The organism is Pseudoruminococcus sp., from assembly GCF_047012705.1.
Taxonomy (GTDB): Bacteria; Bacillota; Clostridia; order Oscillospirales; family Acutalibacteraceae; genus Pseudoruminococcus.
The window spans coordinates 28,960-45,459 of record NZ_JBKXNW010000006.1; the positions used below are offsets into that span (position 1 = coordinate 28,960).

The 16,500-nt window shown below is 31.3% G+C and carries 16 protein-coding genes; 6 read left to right on the forward strand and 10 right to left on the reverse strand.

What is annotated here, in order from left to right:
* Nucleotides 1-105 precede the first annotated feature (105 nt).
* A complete protein-coding gene (locus ACLU24_RS07035; RefSeq protein WP_412611385.1) occupies nt 106-1,188 on the reverse strand; it encodes a 6-phosphofructokinase in 1,083 nt (360 codons plus the stop codon).
* A gap of 296 nt (nt 1,189-1,484) precedes the next feature.
* Between ACLU24_RS07035 and ACLU24_RS07040 the strand changes: the two genes are divergently transcribed.
* Together ACLU24_RS07040 and ACLU24_RS07045 are read left to right on the forward strand one after the other, a co-directional pair.
* On the forward strand, nt 1,485-1,823 hold the full coding sequence (locus ACLU24_RS07040) for a hypothetical protein (RefSeq protein ID WP_412611388.1): 339 nt from the start codon (nt 1,485-1,487) through the stop codon (nt 1,821-1,823).
* Between the two features lie 322 nt (nt 1,824-2,145).
* Nucleotides 2,146-2,865, forward strand: coding sequence for a YdcF family protein (locus tag ACLU24_RS07045; protein WP_412611390.1), 720 nt, complete (start codon nt 2,146-2,148; stop codon nt 2,863-2,865).
* 114 nt (nt 2,866-2,979) lie between these two features.
* Here ACLU24_RS07045 and prfB read toward each other — a convergent pair whose 3' ends face one another.
* On the reverse strand, nt 2,980-4,101 hold the full coding sequence (prfB, locus tag ACLU24_RS07050) for a peptide chain release factor 2 (RefSeq protein WP_412611391.1): 1,122 nt from the start codon (nt 4,099-4,101) through the stop codon (nt 2,980-2,982).
* A gap of 165 nt (nt 4,102-4,266) precedes the next feature.
* Between prfB and ACLU24_RS07055 the strand changes: the two genes are divergently transcribed.
* The 4 genes from ACLU24_RS07055 to ACLU24_RS07070 all read left to right on the forward strand — a co-directional run bounded on the left by ACLU24_RS07055 (nt 4,267) and on the right by ACLU24_RS07070 (nt 6,869).
* Nucleotides 4,267-4,818, forward strand: coding sequence for a prolyl-tRNA synthetase associated domain-containing protein (locus ACLU24_RS07055; RefSeq protein ID WP_412611393.1), 552 nt, complete (start codon nt 4,267-4,269; stop codon nt 4,816-4,818).
* A gap of 71 nt (nt 4,819-4,889) precedes the next feature.
* On the forward strand, nt 4,890-5,330 hold the full coding sequence (locus ACLU24_RS07060) for an Rrf2 family transcriptional regulator (RefSeq protein ID WP_412611394.1): 441 nt from the start codon (nt 4,890-4,892) through the stop codon (nt 5,328-5,330).
* 142 nt (nt 5,331-5,472) lie between these two features.
* On the forward strand, nt 5,473-6,273 hold the full coding sequence (locus ACLU24_RS07065) for a hypothetical protein (RefSeq protein ID WP_412611396.1): 801 nt from the start codon (nt 5,473-5,475) through the stop codon (nt 6,271-6,273).
* 308 nt (nt 6,274-6,581) lie between these two features.
* Nucleotides 6,582-6,869: a hypothetical protein gene (locus tag ACLU24_RS07070; RefSeq protein WP_412611399.1), complete on the forward strand. Its 288-nt coding sequence runs from the start codon at nt 6,582-6,584 to the stop codon at nt 6,867-6,869.
* A 147-nt stretch (nt 6,870-7,016) separates the two neighbouring features.
* Here the strand turns inward: ACLU24_RS07070 and ACLU24_RS07075 are convergent, their stop codons facing one another.
* From ACLU24_RS07075 to ACLU24_RS07110, 8 genes are all read right to left on the reverse strand, one after another.
* Nucleotides 7,017-7,535: a peptidylprolyl isomerase gene (locus tag ACLU24_RS07075; RefSeq protein WP_412611401.1), complete on the reverse strand. Its 519-nt coding sequence runs from the start codon at nt 7,533-7,535 to the stop codon at nt 7,017-7,019.
* A gap of 323 nt (nt 7,536-7,858) precedes the next feature.
* Complete coding sequence (locus tag ACLU24_RS07080; protein WP_412611404.1) at nt 7,859-9,079, reverse strand: tyrosine-type recombinase/integrase; 1,221 nt, start codon at nt 9,077-9,079, stop codon at nt 7,859-7,861.
* A 128-nt stretch (nt 9,080-9,207) separates the two neighbouring features.
* Nucleotides 9,208-9,864: a hypothetical protein gene (locus tag ACLU24_RS07085; protein WP_412611406.1), complete on the reverse strand. Its 657-nt coding sequence runs from the start codon at nt 9,862-9,864 to the stop codon at nt 9,208-9,210.
* 132 nt (nt 9,865-9,996) lie between these two features.
* The gene (locus ACLU24_RS07090; RefSeq protein ID WP_412611409.1) at nt 9,997-10,311 is read right to left on the reverse strand and encodes a MerR family transcriptional regulator; all 315 of its coding nucleotides are present in this window, start codon (nt 10,309-10,311) and stop codon (nt 9,997-9,999) included.
* A gap of 940 nt (nt 10,312-11,251) precedes the next feature.
* Complete coding sequence (locus ACLU24_RS07095) at nt 11,252-12,457, reverse strand: deoxyguanosinetriphosphate triphosphohydrolase family protein (protein WP_412611411.1); 1,206 nt, start codon at nt 12,455-12,457, stop codon at nt 11,252-11,254.
* A gap of 10 nt (nt 12,458-12,467) precedes the next feature.
* Nucleotides 12,468-13,922, reverse strand: a complete 1,455-nt coding sequence (locus ACLU24_RS07100) for an AlwI family type II restriction endonuclease (protein WP_412611414.1) — start codon at nt 13,920-13,922, stop codon at nt 12,468-12,470.
* 91 nt (nt 13,923-14,013) lie between these two features.
* A complete protein-coding gene (locus tag ACLU24_RS07105; RefSeq protein ID WP_412611416.1) occupies nt 14,014-14,922 on the reverse strand; it encodes a Dam family site-specific DNA-(adenine-N6)-methyltransferase in 909 nt (302 codons plus the stop codon).
* On the reverse strand, nt 14,922-15,938 hold the full coding sequence (locus ACLU24_RS07110) for a DNA adenine methylase (RefSeq protein ID WP_412611419.1): 1,017 nt from the start codon (nt 15,936-15,938) through the stop codon (nt 14,922-14,924). Before ACLU24_RS07110 ends, ACLU24_RS07105 begins: the two co-directional genes overlap by 1 nt.
* Nucleotides 15,939-16,500: the final 562 nt, after the last annotated feature.

The window sequence follows — 16,500 nt, forward strand, 5'->3', positions numbered from 1 at the left end:
AAAGTAATTACCAATTAGCTATCATAAGGGACGGTGTCCCTCGAACCTGCAAGCTTTTAAAAAAGCTTGAGCAAAACTTTTCAGTGTCTTAAGAAAGTTTGTCAACTAATCACCAAAGCTTATGCCTGTGAGTCTTGCTGTTTTGATAATTTCACAATCAGTAGGTACAGTCTTTAACTTTCCTGCAATATCAGCAAGCGGAACAGGAACAACTCTTCCATTTATAAGCGAAACCATACAGCCATAATGCTCATTTATAATACATTCTCCGGCAGCCGCACCAAAACGAGTTGCAATAAGCTTATCATAAGGCACAGGACTTCCACCTCTCTGAAAATGTCCCGGAACAGTAACTCTGGTTTCTTGACCTGTTGCCTTCTCTATCTGAGCGGCAATCTCATAAGAAATTGACGGATACATAAGGTTTGCAAGAGCTTCTTTCTTTTGCTTTTTAGGAAGTGCAGCTCTCTCCTTTGATATAGCGCCCTCAGCAACAGCGAGAATTGAGAAATTCTTTCCGGATTTAGTTCTTTGTTTGATACATTTAATAACCTTATTTATATCATATGGAATTTCAGGAATCAAAATTACATCAGCGCCACCAGCAATGCCTGCATAAAGTGTAAGCCAACCGGCCTTGTGTCCCATAAGTTCAACTATAAATACACGGCTGTGCGAAGTAGCTGTTGTGTGTATGCAGTCAATAACCTGTGTTGCAATATCAACAGCACTCTGAAAACCAAAAGTCATATCAGTTCCCCAAAGGTCATTATCTATCGTTTTAGGCAAGGAAACAACATTTAATCCCTCTTGAGAAAGCATATTTGCAGATTTTTGGGTACCATTTCCGCCGAGAATAACAAGGCAATCAAGCTTCATCTTCTTATAATTTGCCTTCATAGCAGCAACCTTATCTACATTATTTTCTTCATCAATAACACGCATAAGCTTAAATGGCTGACGAGAAGTTCCGAGAATAGTTCCTCCACGAGTAAGGATACCAGAAAAATCTTCAGGCTTCATAAGTCGATATTCACCCGTAATCAAGCCTCTGTATCCATCTATAATACCATAAATCTCTATTTCATCTTTCTTATAGTGATTATAAAGAGTCTTGCAAACTCCACGAATTGCGGCATTAAGACCTTGACAATCTCCTCCACTTGTTAAAATACCGATTCTTTTCATAAATAAACGCCCCTTTACCTTTATATAGTAGAGTGAATTTTTGTACAATTCTGCTACTCATTATAATACACCAAAGTATATGTGTATAGCAAGAGTTTTTTATGATATATATGCAAAAATGAGGTAAAAAGTTTATAATATTATTTCTAAAAATAAAATCTTTTCTCTATAGTAGTTTTACAAAAACACACAATAATTTCATTGAATTAATAAAAACTGAATGTTATAATATAGCATACTTATTTTAGGGAGATTTTTTAATAAAAAAGACATTTGCTCTTGTTGCAGTATTATTTGTGTTGTTTTTGACAGCTTCTGCTATAACACCATTTTTTACAGGTCATACATATACTGTTATATTATATGATTTTTATAATATATCAGATATTAAGGTTAATATTGATGATGAAAGTGTAGTTAAATTAAAAGAGATTGATAATAAAAATGACTTTTTTAAGATTACCTTTGAGGCATTAAAAGAAGGTGATACAGATATTGAAATAAAATATCATCCAGATGATGTTGTAGAATCATCTATTCCTGAATACTTTTATTTACCATTATCATTTCATGTAAATCAATTCAATATACTTTTTGCTAATTACAATGTCTATAATTATTTTCAGCTTAGTTAAATCAATGAAAAAGACAATCTATAATTATAGAAACATTATTTGCTTTGGATTATTACTCTTTTTCATAAATATTTTATATAGTTCTTTCCAAGTTTTATTACATTATTTCACTTATCAAGAAAGTGGACTTTTAATAAATTTATGGATTAATATACTATATAGTACTCAATATCTTAGGACATACCTTATTATACCACTTACATTGGTATTCTTGTTAATCTCCATAAGTAATGTTTCACTAATTATTCACGAAGGAAAAACATGGAAAAATCTGCTTGGCGTAATACTTGGCATTGTATTTTTTATAGGTTCTATAATTTTTATGCCATTTTCAATGTCAACAGATGAAAGCCTTGAAACAATCAGGTTAAGACTTTTCAGCACAGATTCTATTAACTATTGTCTATCCGCTGTTATAAGCTATTTTGATTGTATGTTACTTGGTGCAATAATTTGTGCATTGATAGCTGTATTTAAGAAGCCAAAGTATGATAAAGATTTCGTTATTATACTTTGCTGTGGAATAAAAAAAGATGGCACTCTACTTCCTCTCTTAAAAGGTCGAGTAGATAGAGCAATTACTTTTGCAAGAAAACAAAAAGAAGCTACTGGCAAAGATATATACTTTGTTCCATCAGGCGGTCAAGGCAGCGATGAAATAATCTCCGAATCGCAGGCAATGAAAAATTACCTTTTAAGTCAAGAAATTGCCGAAGACCATATTATTATGGAAGATAAATCATCAACAACTCTCGAAAATATGAAATTCTCGAAAAAAATCATACACAAAATCAATCCAGATGCAAAAATAATTTTTTCAACCACCAACTATCATATTTTCCGAAGTGGTATGCTTTCGCAAGCCGCAGAACTCAATGCAGAAGGAATTGGAAGTAAAACAAAATGGTACTTCTGGCCTAATGCATTTTTAAGAGAGTTTGTAGGAATAATCTGTGCCAAAATTAAATTTTATATTTTTGCAATAAGCGTAATACTACTTTCAGTTTTATCCATGCTTACACTATATTATTTTGTATTCTAATAAATAAGCATAAAATAAAATCTCCTATGAAAAATGTACCGACTTTTCAATAGTTAGTTTTCAATCTAACTTTATTAAAGTCATTACAAAATAATAGGAGATTTTTTATTCATATTATTGATTATCAAGCTCACCAAGACTTGATGCCTTGAGATATGCGTTAATAAAGCCATCAAGGTCGCCGTCCATAACACCGTTGATGTTACCTGTTTCAAAATTCGTGCGATGGTCTTTAACCATTGTATAAGGCATAAAGACATATGAACGAATCTGAGAACCCCAAGCTATTTCTTTCTGAACGCCCTTAATATCTTCAATCTTATCAAGATGTTCACGCTCTTTGATTTCAATAAGCTTAGATTTAAGCATTGTCATACAAACTTCTCTGTTCTGGTGCTGGCTTCTTTCAACCTGACAAGAAACAACAATGCCCGTCGGAATATGAGTAAGACGAACAGCCGAAGAAGTCTTATTAACTTTCTGACCACCCGCACCACTTGCTCTGTAAACATCCATCTTAATATCTTCAGGACTAATTTCGATGTCGATAGTATCGTCTATTTCAGGCATAACTTCAAGTGATGCAAAAGAAGTATGGCGTCTGCCAGAACTATCAAAAGGAGAAACTCTGACAAGACGATGAACGCCAGCCTCACTTTTGAGATAGCCATAAGCGTTCTCGCCCTCTATCATAATAACTGCACTCTTTAAGCCCGCCTCATCACCATCAAGATAATCAACAGTTTTAACCTTAAAGTTATGGCGTTCCGCCCAACGATTATACATTCTATAAAGCATTTCTGCCCAGTCTTGAGCCTCTGTTCCGCCTGCACCTGCGTGGAAAGTAAGAATTGCATTATTCTTATCATATTCACCGGTAAGAAGAGTAGAAAGACGCTGCTCCTCAAGACTGCTCTTTACTTTCTCATATTCAGCAGTTGCTTCATCAAGTAGAGATAAATCCTCTTCCTCATTAGCAAGCTCTATCAATGCGTGAGTATCTTCATAGCTTGCAACAAGTCTGTCATACTGCTCAACCTTATTTTTAAGGGAACCTGTCTTTTGCAAAATCTTCTGTGAATTTTCCATATCGTCCCAGAAACCGGGTTCGGCGGCTCTGCGTTCAAGCTGTTCGATTTCTGACTTTATAGCACCCATTCCAAGCGCTTCAGATAAATCCTTAATATCAGGCCAAAGCTCCTCTAAAGCAAGCCTTAGTTCATCAAACTGTACCATAAATTATCTCCGTTCTGCTGTTATTTTTCTTATTAATTATAGCTTAAATTTTTCTAAATGTAAAGTATATTATAATACGGTATTATTATAGGTAAAATAGCTTATTTGACATATAAAGTCTCAAGTAGTATCATTCATTATAGATTTTAAATGGAGGTTTAAAATATGCTTATACTTCAAAACGGACGACCTAACGACGAAATGAACCGTTTATCAAAAGAAATCCGAACCTATGATTTTCTTGATAAGCTAAATATTGAATATCAGAGAATAGACCACGAACCAGCAATGACTATGGAAGTTTGTGCTGAAATAGATAAAACTCTCAAAGCTATGATTTGTAAGAATTTATTTCTTTGCAATCGTCAGGAAACAAACTTCTATTTGCTTATGATTCCTGCAGATAAAAAGTTCAAAACTAAAGATTTATCCGCACAGCTTGGTGTATCAAGACTTTCCTTTGGCAAAGAGAAATATATGGAAAACTTCCTTGATATTACACCAGGTTCTGTCAGCGTTATGGGACTTATGAACGATACAGAAAATAATGTCCGCCTTATAATTGATGAAGATGTTTTTAAAGACGAATATTTCGGTTGTCACCCTTGCATAAATACTTCAAGTATACGCCTTCGTATGAGTGACCTGACAGATACCATACTCCCTGCTATGAATCATACTCCAACAATAGTACATCTTCCAACACCAATTGATTAAGTTTGTTTAAATTGACACCTTTGTTTTTGAGTGATATAATTACTTCAAAAAATTTGACAAGGAGATTTTTTATGCAAATTTCAAGCAGACTTACAATAGCTGTACATATTTTAGATTGTATAGATACATTTAAAGACAGCTATAAACTAACAAGTGATTTCCTTGCAGGGAGTGTTAATGTAAATCCTGTTATAATAAGAAGAATATTACAACAGCTTAAAGCCGCAGGAATTGTTAATGTCGCTCGTGGAAGTGGTGGTGCAGAAATTGCAAAGCCTCTTGATAAAATAACTTTGCTTGATATTTATAATGCTGTTGAATGTATAGATAATGGTGAGCTTTTTCATTTTCACGAAAATCCGAATCCGAACTGCCCTGTTGGAAGAAATATTCATAACGCTCTTGATAAAAAGCTTGAACTAGTACAGAAAGCTATGGAAGAAGAAATGAAAAGTATCACCTTAGCTGAAATAATTTCTGATACACAAAAACTTATAAGAGAAGAAAATTAAATGATTTCCGTATCCAAGAAGATACGGAAATTTTTTTGAAAGAATTCAGTTGTAACTATTGACATTACAACTATAATATGATATATTCTAATTGTAACAAAGATAGTTACAACACAAATAACTATTACGGAGGTAATTTAATATGAAAAAGGAAAATTGTAAAACAACTGCTTTAAACAAAGGTGTCATTAGCGAATATGATTTTGATGCAGTTAAACTTTATGCATATAAAACAAACGACTTTATAGATGATGAAGTCTTTATTCTTGTTAAAAATGAAAAGGGCGTTTGTATAGAACTTCCTTGCTTCTATGATAACATTGAGGAGCTTACTGCTTTTATCAAAGAAAATAACATTGAGCTTGTCGGAAAGATGGTTGCTTATCACGCCGCCGGTGCAAGCTTTATGCCTGAAGTCACTGCTTATGGTACTAAGTCATCATTAGAGTATAATAGTGTTGGTGGCGGAGCAGGCCTTATCAAAAACTTTACAAATACCTTTGGTGAGATATTTGATTCATCTGTTTGCAAAGCAGAACTTATCCAAGATGGAGAATTTGAGATTGCTGATATTAATCTAAATGTTAAATCTAATGCCGAGGCATATGATATAGAGATTCCTGAAATTAACTGTGTTTATACTCATATGCTTGGCCATGACTGCCACTCTATTGTAGCAGGTTGCCCACACGCAGACGGAATCATATCTCAGCTTAATTACTACATTTGCAAGGGTTTCGACCTTGTCCTAACTTCTCACTATACGCCAGAAGATTTGAAAGATGTCAGAACTAAGGTTGATTACCTTAATACCATAAAGGAAATTGCTCTTACATGTGATAATGCTGATGAAATGAAGAAAAAGATTAACGAGAAATATCCTGAATATAGCGGCCTCAACTATCTCGATATGACTGTAAATTTCTTTTTCCCAACAAAATAATTTGCTTTGTAATTTAAAATAAATCTATAAAATTTATAGGCTTTTAAAAATTTCGGCATAGAAAACAAAAATAACTTCCTTCAATTAACTAAATCACTGAAAAAATTTATCTTTATACAAATTAGCAATTATAATTTTGTACAAACTCAATAAATTCATATTATCTCTGAATTTGAAATATTAAACAAAAGAATATTATGTATGATGCTTTGTGATTGACAAGTATAATTTTTATGCTATAATATATTTGTAACAGAAAAAGTGTTACATTTAAATTAAGCTAATAATTTTAGAGGAGGAATTCTATTATGGCACCTATGCTCGAATTACACAATATTGATGTTCAGTCCTTCCTTTCGGTTCTCGATACTTGTGAGGGAGATGTTTTCCTCGTAACTCGTGATGGAGACCACCTTAACTTGAAGAGTAAGCTTTGCCAACTCGTTGGTCTTACTAAGCTTATTGAAGGTGGAAAAATAAGCGATGCTTACATCATCTGCTCTAAGCCGGAAGATGAAACAAGACTTTTCCGCTTTAACCTTCTTGGCGATATGGGCGATGCAAAGAAGCCTGAAGATAAAAAAGAAGAAAAGTAATAAGTTTTTAATAACTTATTATCATACTGAATTATCATAAAATGATAGCAAGAGTTTTTATAACTCTTGCTATTTTTATATATCATCAAAAAAACTCCTTTTGCTAACTAATATCAGCAAGAGGAGTTTTAAGTTATAAATTTAGAATTAGCAAATTTCAGGTTCAGCGTAGTCGACACCCATTGTATCAACTGTTACGCTCTTCATAACCTGTGGAACAAGTGGCTTATCAGTAAAATCTGTATCACATTCAGCAATTTTATTTACTATATCCATTCCCTCAATTACCTTGCCAAATGATGCGTACTGACCGTCAAGATGAGGAGCATTCTTGTGCATAATAAAGAACTGTGAACCGGCAGAATTAGGGTTGTTTGAACGAGCCATAGATAGAACTCCCTCAGTATGTTTTAGATTGTTATTAAATCCATTCATAGTAAATTCGCCCTTGATTCCGTATCCAGGACCGCCAAAGCCTGTTCCCTCTGGACAACCTCCCTGAATCATAAAGCCATTGATTACACGATGAAATATAAGTCCGTTATAATATCCCTTTTTGACAAGAGAGATAAAGTTATTTACTGTATTTGGTGCGATTTCAGGATAAAGTTCTGCCTTAATAACATCACCGTTTTCCATAGTAAAAGTAATAATAGGATTGCTCATAAAAATATCCTTTCTGATTTTTAAAAAATTCACAAGATGTATAATTGAATAATCTTGAGTTACCATATGATTTTATATTATTTTTTCTAAAAAAGCAACCCCCTAATTTTATAACTTATTAAATCCCTTTAAACGCTGATAAATACTGTACTTATATTTTTTAATATACTAATCTGTTAGTATAAATTTTTATATTTTTTCGGAAATTTGGTGTCAAATAGGTGTCAAAATGCAAAATAACCATATACATTGGATATATAATATTTATTTGCACAATTTATGTCACATAACATTAGGTGAATATAATTATAATAATACTTAGTTTATGATATTTTTATTTTGCCTTGAATTTCTTTTATAGCTTCTTGTTTTTTGTCAATAGAAACATCTGTGTAAATATTCATAGTTGTTGATATGTTGCTATGTCCTAAAAGTTCAGATATAGTTTTTATATTAGTTTCGTTCTCAAATAAACGAGTAGCGAATGAGTGCCTTGCTATATGACAAGAAAAATGTGGTAGTAATTCAGGTTCTCTATTCTCTGATTTTGCTATTTCAGTTTCACGCTTATTATAAGAATTAACTATGTTGTTTATTGCATTGTTAATATTATTCTTATAATATAAATTGCCATTTTTATTTGTGAAAATAAAACCTGTATATCCATCAACTTTTAAAGTATTCAATGTTGTGTTAAGCTGAAATTCTCTTATATTCAGTAAAGCCTTTCTAACTTCATCAAGCATTGGTATAAGTCTAACACTTGTTTTAGTTTTTGGTGTGTTTATACTTATCTTATATTTTTCATTTGGAACTCTTATGTATTCTAATGTATGATTGATAGATATAAGATTATTTTTAAAATCTATATCATTCCAAGTTAAGCCTAATATTTCACCTATACGGCAACCTGTACCAAATAAAACTGTAAATAATGGCAACCAACCTCGATACCTTGAAGATTTTATATATTCAAAGAATATTGATTGTTGCTTAATGGTTAAAGCTTGTTTTTTCTCTGTTGGTTTAGCGAACTTTTTAACTCCATCTAAAGCACCATCACAAGGGTTTTTATCTATTAAATTATCTTTAACTGCTAAATCAATTATAGAATGAAGTAAGTTATGTATATCTCTAACACTACCTAATTTTAAACCATTAGATAACAAATTCTTATAAATAATAGCTATCAAGGAATATCTTATATCTTTAATTTTTAAGTCACCTAAAGTATTCCTGATATGCTTATTATACATAGCAATATAATTTGACATTGTAGAAGGCTTGACTTGATGAATTTCAGACCAACACTCAAACACATAATTTAAATTAACATCATTAGCTTCCAAGCCTTTCATAAGAGATTTTTGTAATTGATTTTCTTTTTCTCTTAATTCATTTAAGATATTAGCATAAATATAATTTGTTTTGCTTCTATAATCTTTATATTTATAGCAATATCTACCATCCTTTCTTTGAAACTCACCATCTTTTAAAACAGTGCCTTTATTATCTTTTCTCTTAATAGCTTTCTTTGCTGTCATAGTATCAATTCCTTTCATAACAAGAAAAGAAAGCCTTTAATGTGACAAATAAATAATAGCACTAAAGGCTTTACAATTCAACTTAGTACCTTAATAAATTTATTATTTTTATATACTATCTTCTTTCATTAGAATTGATTGCACTTATCTTCTATATAATCATTGATAATAGAATATTTATACTCAATATCTTCAGCATAGTTACATATATAATCTTGTATATCTTCAATACTTACTCTTTTATTAAGTGGTGCAGTATCTTCTTTTACCATTCCTAAATTAAATAACTCATCTATATAGTTCTTGTTATCATATATGTTGTTAAATTCAGGTATAATATTACCGCTCTCATCAACTACAAGAGTACCACCATATTCAAGAGCTAACTTATTAGCTACATTTTCGTTATAGGTTTCTTTAACTATACAATATGTAGGAGAAAAACCTAAATTTCTTATAAACTCTCTAAATGCCTTATTAGGTAACTTAGGCATTTCTGATAGAATGAATAAGCATACAAAGGCTAAACTAAGGTTTTCAATCTCATCTTCAATAAGCATTGGGAAATTCTCTGATATTATAATTTCAAAATCATCATAAATTTGGTCTAAAAAATTACTGCTTAGTTTATTCTCTTGTAGGTTATGATTGTAAAGGTACATATTCTTAAAATCAACCATTTCATTTATATAGTCATAGTAGAGATTGTAAATATCTTCTGCGTTCACTTTGGTTTCCTCGATTCTTACATACTTAATGCCATTAACAGTAATAATATTTTTCATTATTTTAAATCCTTTCTTTGTTAAGAGAGAGGTGCATTGATGAACTTGCTTTCTTTTCAATTTATTGCATAGCTACAAGCATATTTTTTGTTCAATGCACCTTTCGATTTACACTAAGAACAAATGTTTTTGTTATATAGAATGTTTATTGTCTAAAAAAACTTCAAATTTCTTTCGGCTTATTAAACACTTATTGCCATTAAATAACACAAAGGGGCAATTTTTCTCTTGTGTAAGATTTCTTATTTTGGTTATTCCTATATTAAACAGTAGAGAAGTTTCTTTTATGGTTAAGTACACTTTTTTGTCAATAGATATTGTGTTGCTTTCTATATTACTTTCTGTGTTATTGTGTTTGGATATTTCTTTTAATTCTGTATTTTTTGCCTTATTGCCTGATATATTCAAGTAGTTTTCAATTTCGTTAATCTCATAGCGGTTATTCATATAAATACCTTACCTTTCTAAGTCCTATAATTTCAATCTGCGATACTAAGCTATGCCACTTCATAGGTTTAACTACAAAGCAAGCATAATAACATATGTAAAATAGCCCTGTTTACTGTGAGTTTATGATGTTCAATAATATCAAATATAATCACTTCTTTCTATTGTATCGTTATAATTGACCAAATAGCAAGCCTGCCCCTGCCGAGGTTCAAAATTACGGTATTCTCCCCGAACGAGAGAATCATTAACTTTTTGCACGAAAAAAATCGTACACTATATATATCTGTTTTTTGATACCTAAATTATTACTCAAATATAAAAATATAATAAAAAAATTCATATTATATTGAATTTAGAATATTCACAAGCATTTATGTATCCGCTCTCAGTGACTACTGTCATTGTTTTGCCTGCATTCTTGCCTGCACCAAACTGGCGACGAATTTCGTCGTTAGTTAATTTTGTTCGACATTTTTGTCGGATAGGATTTTGAAGCTATGAATACTATATCTTCTCTAACATTAGGAGATATATTCATTATGTTGGGGGTTAGACCGTTTTTCGGACAAACCTCTTTTGCTAATAATAGCCACTGTAAGCCTACACTGAATTTAGCATTAAAAAAATTATCTTGATTATTATATAAAACCGCTCTCAAGCCAATTATGAGTGAAATAAGGCTATTCTGTAAGTTAATAGAATAATTTGTCGCTTTCCAAATTTGGAGAGTAAGATTATACCAAGCGAGTGTTTTTTCGGACGGCTGGTTGATTATTAGTGTTGAGAGAATGCGTTGTAAAGGTATCACTGTTTTAATGACTCCTACAAGATGTTATTAAGCGACAATTAAAGACACTTTCCAAAACAGCTATATTCAATAAACGAAAAAATCGCAAGCAAACCACTTGATATAGTGAGTTCACTTGCGATTTTGTATTTAATATTTTATTAGTTCGTTAAACGTTGATACAGCATATCTATCTGTCATTCCAGAAATATAGTCGATTATTGCCTGAACATAAATATCTTTTGTCTCTAATTGCCCATATATCTTGGTGTTATAGTATTTATCTTCTGATGCAATCAAGTACTGTTTGAGATAATTCGAAAAATCCTTGGCTAATTTAGGATAAAACTTTGATAAGTGTTTCAACTTTTTAAGAGTATTCATTCCTGAATATACTTGCAGAAGCGTTTCATAAATACTCCTAATAATCAATCCCGCATATTTGCGATATGTATCGAATTTCTTATTCGTATAGATATAGTCATAATTGAAATTCTTGATTTCTTTCAACATCTCATTATGCTTATCATCTAATCTAATTCCGTCTTTCGGAGAACTATTTTCACAGATATTTATGATAAAATTATGCATAATTACTGTTGTGTTCATTGTAGATTCACCATATTTTTTAGATATGTTTCTTAATTTTACTAAATCTCTTTGCTCAATAAAATTCATCCTTATGGCATATTCAATATCTCTGCCTAAATATGCGATTTTGTCCGCAATTTTTACAACGCAGCCTTCCCAAGTATATGATTGATATTGTCCTGATGTTTTAAATTCAGCCAAATCTATAGCTTCTTCTCTTGGATGTATGCCATTATCATCTACTTCACCACAATGCGAAATTATGCCATCTCTAACAGCATACGTTAAATCCAAGTTTCTGTAATGCCCTTGTGTATCTGCGAGCAGTTCTACATTGTCTATGATGCGTAAGCTATTTCTTTCGTGCCAAAATTTATCAAGACCATTTTCTTCTCTTATTTTCGTAAGTTCTACTTCACCTTCGTGACCGAATGGAGCGTGACCTAAATCGTGTCCCATAGCTATCGCACGAGTTAAATCTAAATTTAATCCAAGAAATTTTGCTATGGTACAGCTTACAGATTCAACATGTTGAACATGTTCCATTCTTGTACATATATGGTCATTATCAATATTGAAGAAAACTTGTGTTTTATGTTTTAATCTACGATAAGCCAATGAGTGCAGTATACGAGTATAGTCACGTTCATAAGGAGAACGGATGTCGTTTTCTCTTGAATACAGCACATCTTTTCTTGAAATATGTTTTTCCCAATTTGGATTGTTTTCATTTGAAGATACTTCTAAAAACAAATTTTTTTTCATATTCTTACTCCTATACATTAAGTAGTTCGGATGCTTTTGACTTTTGGCAGATAGCATTGATAAATTCTTCAATTGAGAATGTGAGTATATCTATCTTGTATTTAAACTTCTGCCAATCAGCTGCTTCCTTAGTATCTTCGTGTATTATCGGAGCAATGAATACCGAGAAAGAATCTTCCCTACGGCTTTTTTTTACCTCTCGTAGGTGTCTGCTTATGGGAATTATTTCGTTATTGACTTGGTCTTGACGACCACGCATTAACGTAACTTCAAAATAACTATCATAGTCATTGTCAAAACATTCAATATCAGCTATTCCACCTGATGCCGTAAATGTAGGCAATCCCTCATCATCTACAGCATAGTTAGGTTTGACATCTAATCCCTTGAAATGCTGAACTAATGCGATACTTGTAAGAAACTCTAATCTTGTAGGGGCAGAGATATACTTTAAAACGTCATCTTTACTCTCTTTCTTGTTACAAACTGTCCTAAGTTCTTGTATAACGTTGTCTTTTGACATTGTTTCTGCGTATTTGTAAAGTGTATTTTTTCTAACATCAGAGAAATCAACTTCAACAGCGTTTTCTAATTGTAGTATATTAGTATCTATCTCACCCATATAATCAATATATGAGTTTTCATCATCAAATTTAGGATATTTCATATACTGTTGCATTACATACAAAGCAGTATCACTTTCAAAGCTGTTAATATCCAAAAATCTGCCATTTCCTCTTAAAGACAGTAAACCAGACATTCTCATTTTTCTAATGTACTCATCAACTGATTCACCACATATTTTTTCAATTTTCAGATATTTCTTGTTTGTACTTTCAAGTAATTCCAAACATTTCGTGTAAATAACTTCATCTGAACAAGTGAATCCGTATTGCTTTCTGATGCCCTTAATGAATTTATATGCTTGTAATGAATCATTGTTTCTCCAACAAATCAAAATGGGTAATTCGTGACGTGCCAATCCTGCATCGTTCTCTTCTTTGTCTTCGTGAAAATGCTTTATTACATTCAAAAGAAGTGGTAAAGGTGCATTTTCATTTAAATTCTTACGCAACGGATTATTGGTCTGATACTTCATAAGTGCATTTAAGAAAATCTGCTGAATCTTTTTTTCATTGCTTGGAGTTTCCATATAAGCATCTACAATCATATGCCCTGTTTTGGTTATTTCTATCGGATTGTTCATTGAATACTTGATAAATCCGAATTCTTTTATCATCTTATACCAAGTATCAAATCTTGAATCCCAGCCATAATCAAATCCTGCCTCTTTATGCTGTTGTGGAGAGTTTAAAATTATATCCTCTAATTGTGTATCTGTGAACGTTGAATCCTCACTTTTGGATATTGCTTTTAACTTAGGAATGCGTGAAACATAAGTAGGTGTATACTCTTTTTCTCTAATTACATTTTTTATAACTTTGTGTATTATTTTTGATGTCAATAACATTCCCTCATAAGGTAGTATGCAATGCAAAAAAGCAGGAATTCTTGCAGGATTTCTTATTGTTGTCGAAAATGACAACGGTTTCGCTTTACTTACCATAATTAGTTACAAAAACCTCCTTTGAGTTTTCTTTTATAGTGTTATCGTTGAAACTTATGTAGTTACTGTCAATAGCATATACTCTGTACTTTTTTGACCACTGCATAAATATATTGTTGTGTTTTCCTTTGTGATTTACTAAATTTGTAATTCCAAAATGTATGCCCATTTTATCTAACTTATCTATACAATCACAAAGTTCAATTTCTTTACTTTCGTTCCACAGTTTATTATATTCGGAATCTGATATAAGGTAAGGTGGGTCAAAATAAACATAGTCTGTTTCTAAAATATCAAGTTGATTAAGGAAATCAATATAGTCCATATTATAAAAATCAACACTTGATTTTTTCATAAAAGCCATATAATTACATATAGCGTTATAAACGTTCTTATTGAAATCTACATTGCCTACAGGCAAATTAAAGATACCTGATGTGTTGAATCTTATCATATGATTGAATCCATAAATCAGCAATAGATAAAGTTTTAGCAAATCGCCATCTTTGTTGTAATCATTGCGAAGATTTATGTAAGCATCTTTGTTGTAATGCGAATAATATGTTTTGATATATTTCTTTTTTAATTCTTCCGATACTGTTATTCCACGATAAGAACAGGATAAGCCATATTCATCAATTAACTTGTATAAAAAATTGATAAATGAATCTGTATCGTTGGAAAATGATGATAGTTTCTTGTGCAATTTAATTACATAAGAATCGATATCATTTACGATGTATTTTTTCGCTTTAGTGTTCAAAAAAGAACTACCACCACCTGCAAAAGGTTCAATATATGATTCAATATCATCAGGAAACAGTTTTTGAAGTTGCGGCATAAGTTTATATTTATCTCCAACGTAGAAAAATGGAGAACGGATTGCATTGTTTTTCATTAGTTATTTTTCACCTCAGTAATAAATAAAAGTTCCTTATGTTCAGCCACATCCGTCTTTCCTGCATTAAATCTATGATACTCTTTTTCAAAGATTTGTGTATGACCTTTACTATCAAGTATAGCTTTTATTTGTTCTAGGGAAATCTTATTTCTTGAAGAAGAACTCTTTGAATCGTAAGTATTGTTGTAAGTTACAACAATATACTTTACATCTAAATCATCTATGAGCTTTTTTAAAACTGTAGCAGCTTTGGAACGACAATAGTCCGACATATTTTCTTCTGGTGGTTTCATTGCTACACCTTTTAAAACAGGTTTGTCCCATTTAGTAATAGTTTCAAGTACATGATAAAAGCGAGAATACTGTCTGCTATTATACGGTGGGTCTATAAATGCAACATCAGCGGATATTCTTTTAGCTAATTCATTAGCATCTTCTCTATGAATTTCAATTACTGTATCGGTCTTTATTGGTCTGATTAATTCGAATCTAAATGTAGACATAATATCTTTTCTTTTGATATAAGCCTCATAATGTCCGACAGTATTGGCACATCTATCGAAAGAATAAATTAACGAGGCAATCAAAATATCGTATTCTTGCTCAGATATATTTCCATTTAAAAATTCGCTTTCAATGACTTCTCTAATATAACCAATTAGTTTTGCATCATCATAATTAAAATATTTACCACCATAATTAATTGAAACATAATTATCACTCAAGGTAGCTTTGTCAACAGAGTTAAGTTTACTACAAATATTTTTAAGCTTATCTGAATTATCTACGCTTTGTGCAAAAAAAGCTTTGTATATGATTTCATTGGAGAAAAGAAAATCATTTATTATTATTTTTTTTGATATATCTAACAGTGATGCTGTTACTACTCCTGTTCCTCCAAAGACATCAAAAAAAGTTGAGCGTTCATTGCAATGTTCTATAATCAATTGCTTTATCCAAGGCATAAGTTTATACTTACTACCTGTATATCTTCTATTCCATATATCAAACATAAATTTTTCCTTTTCTCAAATGCTTAATTATAATATTATAGCATAAACAAACAAAAAAAATCAATTCGCAATAAATACAAACATCTTGAAATATTGTATAATCACAAAATAAAAAATATATGAAAATTCAACAAAGCTTTTTAAAAAATAAGTGTGTCTCACCGTCATATAAGGTGAGCAAAGAAATAAGCATCTAATGTATATCGAAGAGTGTGGATAAAGTATAATAGAATCAGAAATAGTAGTAATAGTAATTGTGAGTGCAAATGTGAAATTTGCACCCATAATCAAAAGGGTTAGTTTGTTAGGGAAAAATCTCCTAAGACCTCTGAATATCTTTGAAAACGGAAAACCGTAATCAAGAATAGAAAAACAAAATGAAAAACAAGAACAGAAACAGAATCATCAAGTTTCGAGTCAATGAGGAGGAATATTCCGTCGTAAAAAATAGAATAATTTGCAGGGAGTTGTGGTAATGATTCGTTACTCCAGCGGAATACAAAAGACACTTTATCATCGAGAGCGGTCTTTAAGTCTTATTCTTTTAAATACGCTAACTAAT

What these genes read in the sequence shown, in the direction of transcription:
- ACLU24_RS07045 (WP_412611390.1), top strand. Translation starts at nt 2,146, where the DNA reads ATGCCATTTTCAATGTCAACAGATGAAAGCCTTGAAACAATCAGGTTA.
- ACLU24_RS07080 (WP_412611404.1), bottom strand. Translation starts at nt 9,079, where the DNA reads ATGACAGCAAAGAAAGCTATTAAGAGAAAAGATAATAAAGGCACTGTT.
- ACLU24_RS07070 (WP_412611399.1), top strand. Translation starts at nt 6,582, where the DNA reads ATGGCACCTATGCTCGAATTACACAATATTGATGTTCAGTCCTTCCTT.
- ACLU24_RS07095 (WP_412611411.1), bottom strand. Translation starts at nt 12,457, where the DNA reads ATGAAAAAAAATTTGTTTTTAGAAGTATCTTCAAATGAAAACAATCCA.
- ACLU24_RS07055 (WP_412611393.1), top strand. Translation starts at nt 4,267, where the DNA reads ATGCTTATACTTCAAAACGGACGACCTAACGACGAAATGAACCGTTTA.
- ACLU24_RS07105 (WP_412611416.1), bottom strand. Translation starts at nt 14,922, where the DNA reads ATGAAAAACAATGCAATCCGTTCTCCATTTTTCTACGTTGGAGATAAA.
- ACLU24_RS07060 (WP_412611394.1), top strand. Translation starts at nt 4,890, where the DNA reads ATGCAAATTTCAAGCAGACTTACAATAGCTGTACATATTTTAGATTGT.
- ACLU24_RS07110 (WP_412611419.1), bottom strand. Translation starts at nt 15,938, where the DNA reads ATGTTTGATATATGGAATAGAAGATATACAGGTAGTAAGTATAAACTT.
- ACLU24_RS07065 (WP_412611396.1), top strand. Translation starts at nt 5,473, where the DNA reads ATGAAAAAGGAAAATTGTAAAACAACTGCTTTAAACAAAGGTGTCATT.
- ACLU24_RS07075 (WP_412611401.1), bottom strand. Translation starts at nt 7,535, where the DNA reads ATGAGCAATCCTATTATTACTTTTACTATGGAAAACGGTGATGTTATT.
- prfB (WP_412611391.1), bottom strand. Translation starts at nt 4,101, where the DNA reads ATGGTACAGTTTGATGAACTAAGGCTTGCTTTAGAGGAGCTTTGGCCT.
- ACLU24_RS07085 (WP_412611406.1), bottom strand. Translation starts at nt 9,864, where the DNA reads ATGAAAAATATTATTACTGTTAATGGCATTAAGTATGTAAGAATCGAG.
- ACLU24_RS07090 (WP_412611409.1), bottom strand. Translation starts at nt 10,311, where the DNA reads ATGAATAACCGCTATGAGATTAACGAAATTGAAAACTACTTGAATATA.
- ACLU24_RS07035 (WP_412611385.1), bottom strand. Translation starts at nt 1,188, where the DNA reads ATGAAAAGAATCGGTATTTTAACAAGTGGAGGAGATTGTCAAGGTCTT.